This window comes from Nioella sediminis, from assembly GCF_001879695.1.
Lineage (GTDB): Bacteria > Pseudomonadota > Alphaproteobacteria > Rhodobacterales > Rhodobacteraceae > Nioella > Nioella sediminis.
In genome coordinates this window covers 1-6,514 of record NZ_MNBL01000106.1, presented here as the reverse complement: position 1 = coordinate 6,514, position 6,514 = coordinate 1, and the positions used below count along the sequence as shown (strand labels likewise).

Here is a 6,514-nt window from a genome sequence, read left to right as displayed (position 1 = left end):
GGTATTTTTGCCAAGATGAAGGCACGTTCAGGCGGCGGGGGCCTTTTCGGGCCGGGTGTTGATGATGCCAGTGTCATCCAGAATCCAGCTTTTCGGCGGGGCCTGCCGGGCGCGCAGGCGGGCGAGCTGCCAGCGGCTGCGGCCGGGGCCATGGTCGGGTGTCAGCTGCCAGCGGCTTTCCACGCCGGGTGCACCGCCGGGACCGGGGGTCAGCAGCAGGCAGAGCGGCGCATGGCCTGTCATCGCTCCGGCCTCGGCCGCCAGGTGCAGGCGGCGCACCGGGGTCAGGCCCGGCGGCTCTGGCAGGTCACCCACGACGAGCGGCACGATGCCGGGACGCAGCGCCTCTTCCAGCGCCCAGAGCAGGTCCTCGGGGCGGCTTGTATCGACCATCAGCAGTCGCGCGGGGTCGATCAGCGGGCGCACCCCGTCCATATGCAGCCGATCGGGATGCCAGCCGGGGCGCAGCCACAGGACGGGCCCCTCGCAGCCCTGCGCGGCCAGCAGTGCCAGCCGCCGTCGGGCAGGCCCGCAAAACTCATGCGCGCGGGCGCGGGGCAGGTCGAACCGGCCCAGAAACCGCAGCGGGCGCGGGCCGGATCGGGGGGCAGAGGAACGGGACAGCAGGGCCTGGGACATGAGGTCAATCTACATGTTCGCTAAATGTTCTTCAATCCCCGCCTTGCGCCCGGGGTCTCAGCGCCTAGGTTGCGGGATAAGGACATGACGGACAGGACAGGAAAAATGCGACAGGTTCCCTTGGGGTCGACCGGCCAGACGGTCTCGGAGCTGTGCCTTGGCACAATGACATGGGGCACCCAGACCCCGGCGGATGATGCACATCGGCAGATGGACATGGCCCTGGCGGCGGGGATCGACATTGTCGACACGGCCGAGATGTACCCGGTCAACCCGGTCCGCAAGGAGACCATCGGCGGATCGGAGGCCATTCTGGGCGACTGGAACGCGGCCAATCCGGCGCGGCGGGGGGATTATCTGCTCGCCACCAAGATCAGCGGCGAAGGTGGGGTCGCCCGTGAGGGGGCGCTGATCACCGGGGCGGCCTTGCGCGAGTCGCTGGAGGGTTCGCTCAAGCGGCTGAAGACGGACTATGTGGATCTCTACCAATTGCACTGGCCCAATCGCGGATCGTTCCAGTTCCGCAAGAACTGGACCTACGATCCGCGCGGCCAGAACAAGGCCGAGACGCTGGCCCATATGGAGGATGTGCTGGCGGAGGCCGACAAGCTGATCGCGGAAGGCAAGATGCGCCATATTGGCCTGTCCAACGAATCCGCCTGGGGCACGGCGCAATGGGTCAGGGTGTCCGAGGACAAAGGGTTGCCGCGCGTTCAGACCGTGCAGAACGAATACTCCCTGCTGGCCCGGATGTATGACACGGATATGGCCGAGATGTCGGTGAACGAGGAGGTGACGCTGCTGTCCTTCTCGCCGCTGGCCGCCGGGTTCCTGACCGGCAAGTACCAGAACGGCGCCGTGCCCGCCGGGTCGCGCATGTCGCTGGTGCCGGAAATGGGCGGGCGCAAATCGGCGCGGGTCTTCGATGCGGCGGCGGCCTATCTGGAGATTGCGGCGCGCCATGGGCTGGACCCGGTGCATATGGCCCTGGCCTGGCAGCAGACCCGGCCCTTCGCGATCTCGGCCATCTTCGGGGCCACCACGAGCGCGCAGTTGGAGCATATTTTCGGGGCCGCCGACATGACCCTGTCCGCCGAAGTGCTGGACGAGATCACGGCAGCGCACAAGGCGCATCCGATGCCCTACTAGGTCTCAGCGGTTGGCGCGCAGGTCCGAGATCGACTGGCCGAACGCCTTGCGAAAGGCGCGGGCGAGGGTGGAGGGGCCGGAGAACCCGGTTCTGATGGCGATCTCCTGTACGTTCAGCCCGGTATCCAGCGCCAGCCTGCGGGCCTCGTTCAGACGCAGGCGCAGGAAGAAGGCACCGGGGCCGGTTTCCAGATGCTTGCGAAAGAGCATCTCCAGTCGCCGGGGCGACAGGCCGACCTCTGCCGCGATCTCTGCCATGGCGGGGGGGTCTTCCAGCCGCTCCTCCATAATGGCCACGGCGCGGGCCACCTGCGGGGTCAGGGCCGCCAGCCGCGCCTGCGGGACCAGCCGTTGCGGGCTGGGGCGGTCCTCGGGGTCATAAAGCAGCGCATTGGCGACCAGCCCGGCCAGTTCGGCCCCGTGATGGGACCGGATCAGGTGCAGCATCAGGTCGAGGCAGGGGGCGGCGCCGCCGGTGGTCAGGGCCGGGCCGTCGATCACGTAGCGGTCGGGAAGGGGGTCCACCTCGGGGAAGGCATTGCCGAAGGCCTCCAGATCCTCCCAATGAGTCGTGGCGCGGTGGCCATTCAGCAGCCCGGCCCGCGCCAGCACCCATGGCCCGCCATCGACACCGCAATAGGGGATGCCGCGCCCCCGCAACTGCCGTAGCCAGGACCTGAGCGCCGGGGTGGCATGGGCGTCGAGCCTGAAGCCCGCCACCATCACCATCAGGTCCATGTCTGCATGAAGCGGTAGCGGTTCGGTCATCACCTCCACCCCCGATGTCAGCCGCACCAGCCCGCCCTCCGGTGACATCACCTGCCAGGCATAGACCTTCCGCCCTGCCCGCCGGTTCGCGGCGCGGAACGGGTCCAGCGCCGAGGCCATGGACAGAAGGTTGGAATCGGGCAGCACCAGCAGGCCGATGCGAAAGGGCGGCTCTCCGAGGTTTCTTTTGCGAGTCGCGGGAATGGTCATGGATCTTTCGTATATCGCAAAGAACTTGCCCGCAACATGCGCTTTCCTAGCCGAAATCAGAGGACGGAGACCAGCATGCCCCTTACCCCTTCGCGCGACGTATTCATCACCTGTGCCATCACCGGATCGGGCGGTACCCAGGATCGCAGCCCGCATGTGCCGCGCAGCCCCGAACAGATCGCCAACAGCGCCATCGCGGCGGCCAAGGCGGGCGCGGCCATCGTTCATTGCCATGTGCGTGACCCCGAAACCGGGGTGCCGAACCGCGACCGGGCACTGTTCCGGGAAGTGACGGAGCGTATCCGCGACGCCGATGTGGACGTGGTGCTGAACCTCACCGCCGGAATGGGCGGGGATCTCGTGCTTGGCAGCGTGGAGCAGCCGCTGCCCGCCAATGAGGCCGGAACGGATATGGCGGGCGCGTCCGAGCGGTTTGCCCATGTTCTCGACTGTCGCCCGGAAATCTGCACGCTCGATTGCGGCACGATGAATTTCGCCGAGGCCGATTACATCATGGTCAACACTCCCGGCACCCTGCGCGCCATGGGCCAGATGATGACCGATGCGGGCGTGAAGCCCGAGATCGAAGCCTTCGACACCGGCCATCTGTGGTTTGCCAAGAAGCTGGTGGAGGAAGGCATCCTCGACGATCCGGCGCTTGTGCAGCTTTGCATGGGGGTTCCGTGGGGCGCGCCCGATGACCTCAACACCTTCATGGCGATGGTCAACAACGTGCCCGATCACTGGACCTTCTCGGCCTTTTCCATCGGGCGCAATCAGATGAACTATGTGGCGGCCTCCGTTCTGGCGGGCGGCCATGTGCGCGTGGGGCTGGAGGACAATATCTGGCTCGACAAGGGCGTGCTGGCGACGAATGAGCAGCTGGTGACCCGCGCGCGTGGCATCGTGGAATCCATGGGCAGCCGCATCATGGGCCCGCAGGAAGTGCGCGACAAGCTTGGCCTGACCAAGCGGGACCCGGCTTGATGCGCAAGCTGGTCGCCGCGATGGCTCTGCCCCTGCTGCTGGCCAGCTGCATCGAGAACGGGCCGTCCGAACTGTCCGGTCCCGATGCGGCGGCCTGTGAGGCGCGCGGCGGCTACGTCGCTGTCGCGGGCTTCTCGGGGGAGGAATTCTGCGCCGAACCGACGCCGGATGCGGGTCAGATGTGCCGTATCGCATCGGATTGCGAAGGCTATTGCGACGCGGAGTCCCGAACCTGCTCCACCCATTTCAACGCGTTCGGCTGCTACAGCTTTCTTGATGAGACAGGGCAGGTCGTGTCGATCTGCGTAGACTAGGAAAAATCGCATGGACGGATTGCAGGGCAAGCGCGTTCTGATCACGGCGGGCGCGGCGGGCATAGGCCGGGTGATGGCCGAAAGCTTCAAGGCAAAGGGCGCGCGCGTCGCGGTCTGCGACGTGGACGAGGCCGCCTGTGCGGCGATGGCAGCAGCCAATCCCGACATCCTGACCCGCGTGGTGGATGTGACCGACATTGGCCAGGTGGACGGGTTCTTCGACGAGGCGCTGGAGGCGCTCGGCGGGCTCGACGTGGCGGCGGCCAATGCCGGGATCGGCGGACCGGCCGCGCCGGTGGAAGACATGGATTTCGACGGCTGGAAAGAGACCCTTGCGGTCAATCTCGATGGGGCTTTTCTGGTGGCACGGCGCGCGGCGCCAGTGCTGAAGGCGCAGCGCTCAGGCCTGCTCTTGCTGACCTCCTCCACCTCGGGGCTTTTCGGGCACCCGTTCCGGTCCCCCTATGCGGCGGCGAAATGGGGGATTATCGGCCTGACCAAGACCTGGGCGATGGAGCTGGGTCCCTATAACATCCGCGTCAACGCGCTCTGCCCCGGTGCGGTGGAAGGGCCGCGCATGGATCGGGTCGTGGCCAATGAGGCCAAGGCGCGGGGCGTCAGCGAAGACGAGGTGCGGCGCAGCTATGTGCAATGCGTCTCGATGAAGACATGGGTGACCGCGCAGGATATCGCCAATATGGCGCTCTTCCTGGCGTCGGATATGGGAAACAAGGTCTCGGGGCAGGCGATGGCTGTCGACGGGCACACGGAATCGAACGGGGATTGAAATGACCAAGACAGCGGCAATTCTGGGCGGGGGCGTGATTGGCGGCGGATGGGCCGCGCGGTTCCTGCTGATGGGCTGGGATGTGCGGGTGTTCGACCCGTCGCCGACGGCCGAGGAAACCCTGAACGCGATGCTGGGCCGCGCGCGCAAGGCGTTGCCCGCGCTTTATGATGTGGCCTTGCCGCCCGAAGGGCGGCTCTCGTTTCATCCCACGATCAGCGAGGCCGTGGAGGGGGCGATCTGGATCCAGGAAAGCGCGCCGGAGCGGCTGGAGCTGAAGCAAAAGCTTTACCAGCAGGTCCAGTCGGTCTGTGACCCCGACGCGATCATTGGCTCGTCAACATCGGGTTTCATGCCGTCCGAGTTGCAAAGCTGTGCCACGCGGCCCGAGCAGATTATCGTCGCGCACCCGTTCAACCCGGTTTATCTTCTGCCGCTGATTGAGCTGGTGGGATCGGACAAAACCGACCCGACAACGCTGGGCCGCGCCAAGGAACTGCTTGAAACTGTTGGTCTTTTCCCGCTGAAAGTCCGCCAGGAAATCCCTGCCCATATCGCGGACCGGTTTCTGGAGGCGGTCTGGCGCGAGGCGCTGTGGCTGATCAAGGACGGCATCGCCACGACCGAGGAGATCGACGATGCGATCCGCATGGGCTTTGGCCTGCGCTGGGGGCAAATGGGGCTGTTCGAGACCTATCGCGTGGCCGGTGGGCCTGCCGGGATGGCACATTTCATCAGCCAGTTCGGCCCGGCGCTGGAATGGCCCTGGACCAAGCTGATGGATGTGCCGGAATTGACCGATGAGCTGATCGAGATGATCGCCAGCCAGTCCGATGCGCAGTCGGGGCATCTGTCGATTGCAGAGCTGGAATCCCTGCGCGACGGCAACCTCATCGGTATGATGCGCAGCCTGAAGGCGCGCGGGTCTGCCGTGGGTAAGGTCTTGGCAGAGCACGAGAAAACCATCGAACCCGCGATGCCGGACCTGATGGGTCCGATGATCACGCTGGACCGGCAGGTGCCGACCGACTGGGTGGATGGAAACGGCCATATGAACGAAAGCCGCTATGTGCAGGCGATGTCGGAGGCGAGCGACCGGTTCCTGCTGTGGATCGGCACGACGCCTGACTATATCGCCACGCAGGGCAGCTGGTTCACGGTGGAAAACCATGTGCGCTATCTGGCCGAGGTGATGATCGGAGACCGGATCACCGCGACGACGCAGGTGCTGGAGGCCAAGGGCAAGAAGCTGAAGCTGTTCTACACGATCCGCTGCAATGGCGAGGTCGCGGCGACGGTGGAGCAGTTGCTGATCCATGTCGACATGCAGACCCGCCGGGCGGCAGAGCCACCGGCGGAGATGGCCGATCTGCTGACCCGGATTGCGCAGGCGCATGCGGGTTTCGGGGTGCCGGACGGGGCGGGCGGAACCGGCCGCAGATAGGCGAAAATGACGGGGGTGCCATGCGTGCACCCCCTGTACACCCCCCGTACACCCCCCTGTGCATATGAAACGGCGATTTCGCCGCCTTCGGCGTCGACCCGGGAGCGGCCCTTCTCAACCCCCCGGCATGCGCCGGGAGGCCTCGTCGGGCCGCGTTGCCACGGATCTGTGGTGAGGGTGGTCTGTCGGGTCGTGTGGCCGGATGTGTGGCGAGGG

The 6,514-nt window shown here is 66.1% G+C and carries 7 protein-coding genes; 5 read left to right on the top strand and 2 right to left on the bottom strand.

What is annotated here, in order from left to right; genetic code table 11:
- Positions 1-27 precede the first annotated feature (27 nt).
- Positions 28-639: an ImuA family protein gene (locus tag BKY26_RS13270; RefSeq protein ID WP_071690870.1), complete on the bottom strand. Its 612-nt coding sequence runs from the start codon at positions 637-639 to the stop codon at positions 28-30.
- Positions 640-744: 105 nt separating this feature from the next.
- Between BKY26_RS13270 and BKY26_RS13265 the strand changes: the two genes are divergently transcribed.
- On the top strand, positions 745-1,788 hold the full coding sequence (locus tag BKY26_RS13265) for an aldo/keto reductase (RefSeq protein ID WP_071690869.1): 1,044 nt from the start codon (positions 745-747) through the stop codon (positions 1,786-1,788).
- Positions 1,789-1,791: 3 nt separating this feature from the next.
- Here BKY26_RS13265 and BKY26_RS20040 read toward each other — a convergent pair whose 3' ends face one another.
- A complete protein-coding gene (locus tag BKY26_RS20040; protein ID WP_071690868.1) occupies positions 1,792-2,766 on the bottom strand; it encodes a GlxA family transcriptional regulator in 975 nt (324 codons plus the stop codon).
- A 75-nt stretch (positions 2,767-2,841) separates the two neighbouring features.
- Here BKY26_RS20040 and bcoG point away from each other — a divergent pair, with 75 nt between their 5' ends.
- From bcoG to BKY26_RS13240, 4 genes are read left to right on the top strand one after another with little or no spacing between them, the layout of a single operon-like run.
- On the top strand, positions 2,842-3,753 hold the full coding sequence (bcoG, locus tag BKY26_RS13255; RefSeq protein WP_071690867.1) for a 3-dehydrocarnitine:acetyl-CoA trimethylamine transferase BcoG: 912 nt from the start codon (positions 2,842-2,844) through the stop codon (positions 3,751-3,753).
- Positions 3,753-4,067, top strand: a complete 315-nt coding sequence (locus BKY26_RS13250) for a hypothetical protein (protein ID WP_071690866.1) — start codon at positions 3,753-3,755, stop codon at positions 4,065-4,067. The genes bcoG and BKY26_RS13250 overlap by 1 nt, the downstream gene beginning before the upstream one ends.
- A 10-nt stretch (positions 4,068-4,077) precedes the next feature.
- A complete protein-coding gene (locus tag BKY26_RS13245; RefSeq protein WP_071690865.1) occupies positions 4,078-4,854 on the top strand; it encodes an SDR family oxidoreductase in 777 nt (258 codons plus the stop codon).
- Between the two features lies 1 nt (position 4,855).
- Positions 4,856-6,298, top strand: coding sequence for a carnitine 3-dehydrogenase (locus tag BKY26_RS13240; RefSeq protein ID WP_071690864.1), 1,443 nt, complete (start codon positions 4,856-4,858; stop codon positions 6,296-6,298).
- Positions 6,299-6,514: the final 216 nt, after the last annotated feature.

Excerpts from the sequence above, each read along its gene's own strand:
- BKY26_RS13245 (WP_071690865.1), top strand. The coding sequence starts at position 4,078 with ATGGACGGATTGCAGGGCAAGCGCGTTCTGATCACGGCGGGCGCGGCG.
- BKY26_RS13265 (WP_071690869.1), top strand. The coding sequence starts at position 745 with ATGCGACAGGTTCCCTTGGGGTCGACCGGCCAGACGGTCTCGGAGCTG.
- bcoG (WP_071690867.1), top strand. The coding sequence starts at position 2,842 with ATGCCCCTTACCCCTTCGCGCGACGTATTCATCACCTGTGCCATCACC.
- BKY26_RS13240 (WP_071690864.1), top strand. The coding sequence starts at position 4,856 with ATGACCAAGACAGCGGCAATTCTGGGCGGGGGCGTGATTGGCGGCGGA.
- BKY26_RS13270 (WP_071690870.1), bottom strand. The coding sequence starts at position 639 with ATGTCCCAGGCCCTGCTGTCCCGTTCCTCTGCCCCCCGATCCGGCCCG.
- BKY26_RS13250 (WP_071690866.1), top strand. The coding sequence starts at position 3,753 with ATGCGCAAGCTGGTCGCCGCGATGGCTCTGCCCCTGCTGCTGGCCAGC.
- BKY26_RS20040 (WP_071690868.1), bottom strand. The coding sequence starts at position 2,766 with ATGACCATTCCCGCGACTCGCAAAAGAAACCTCGGAGAGCCGCCCTTT.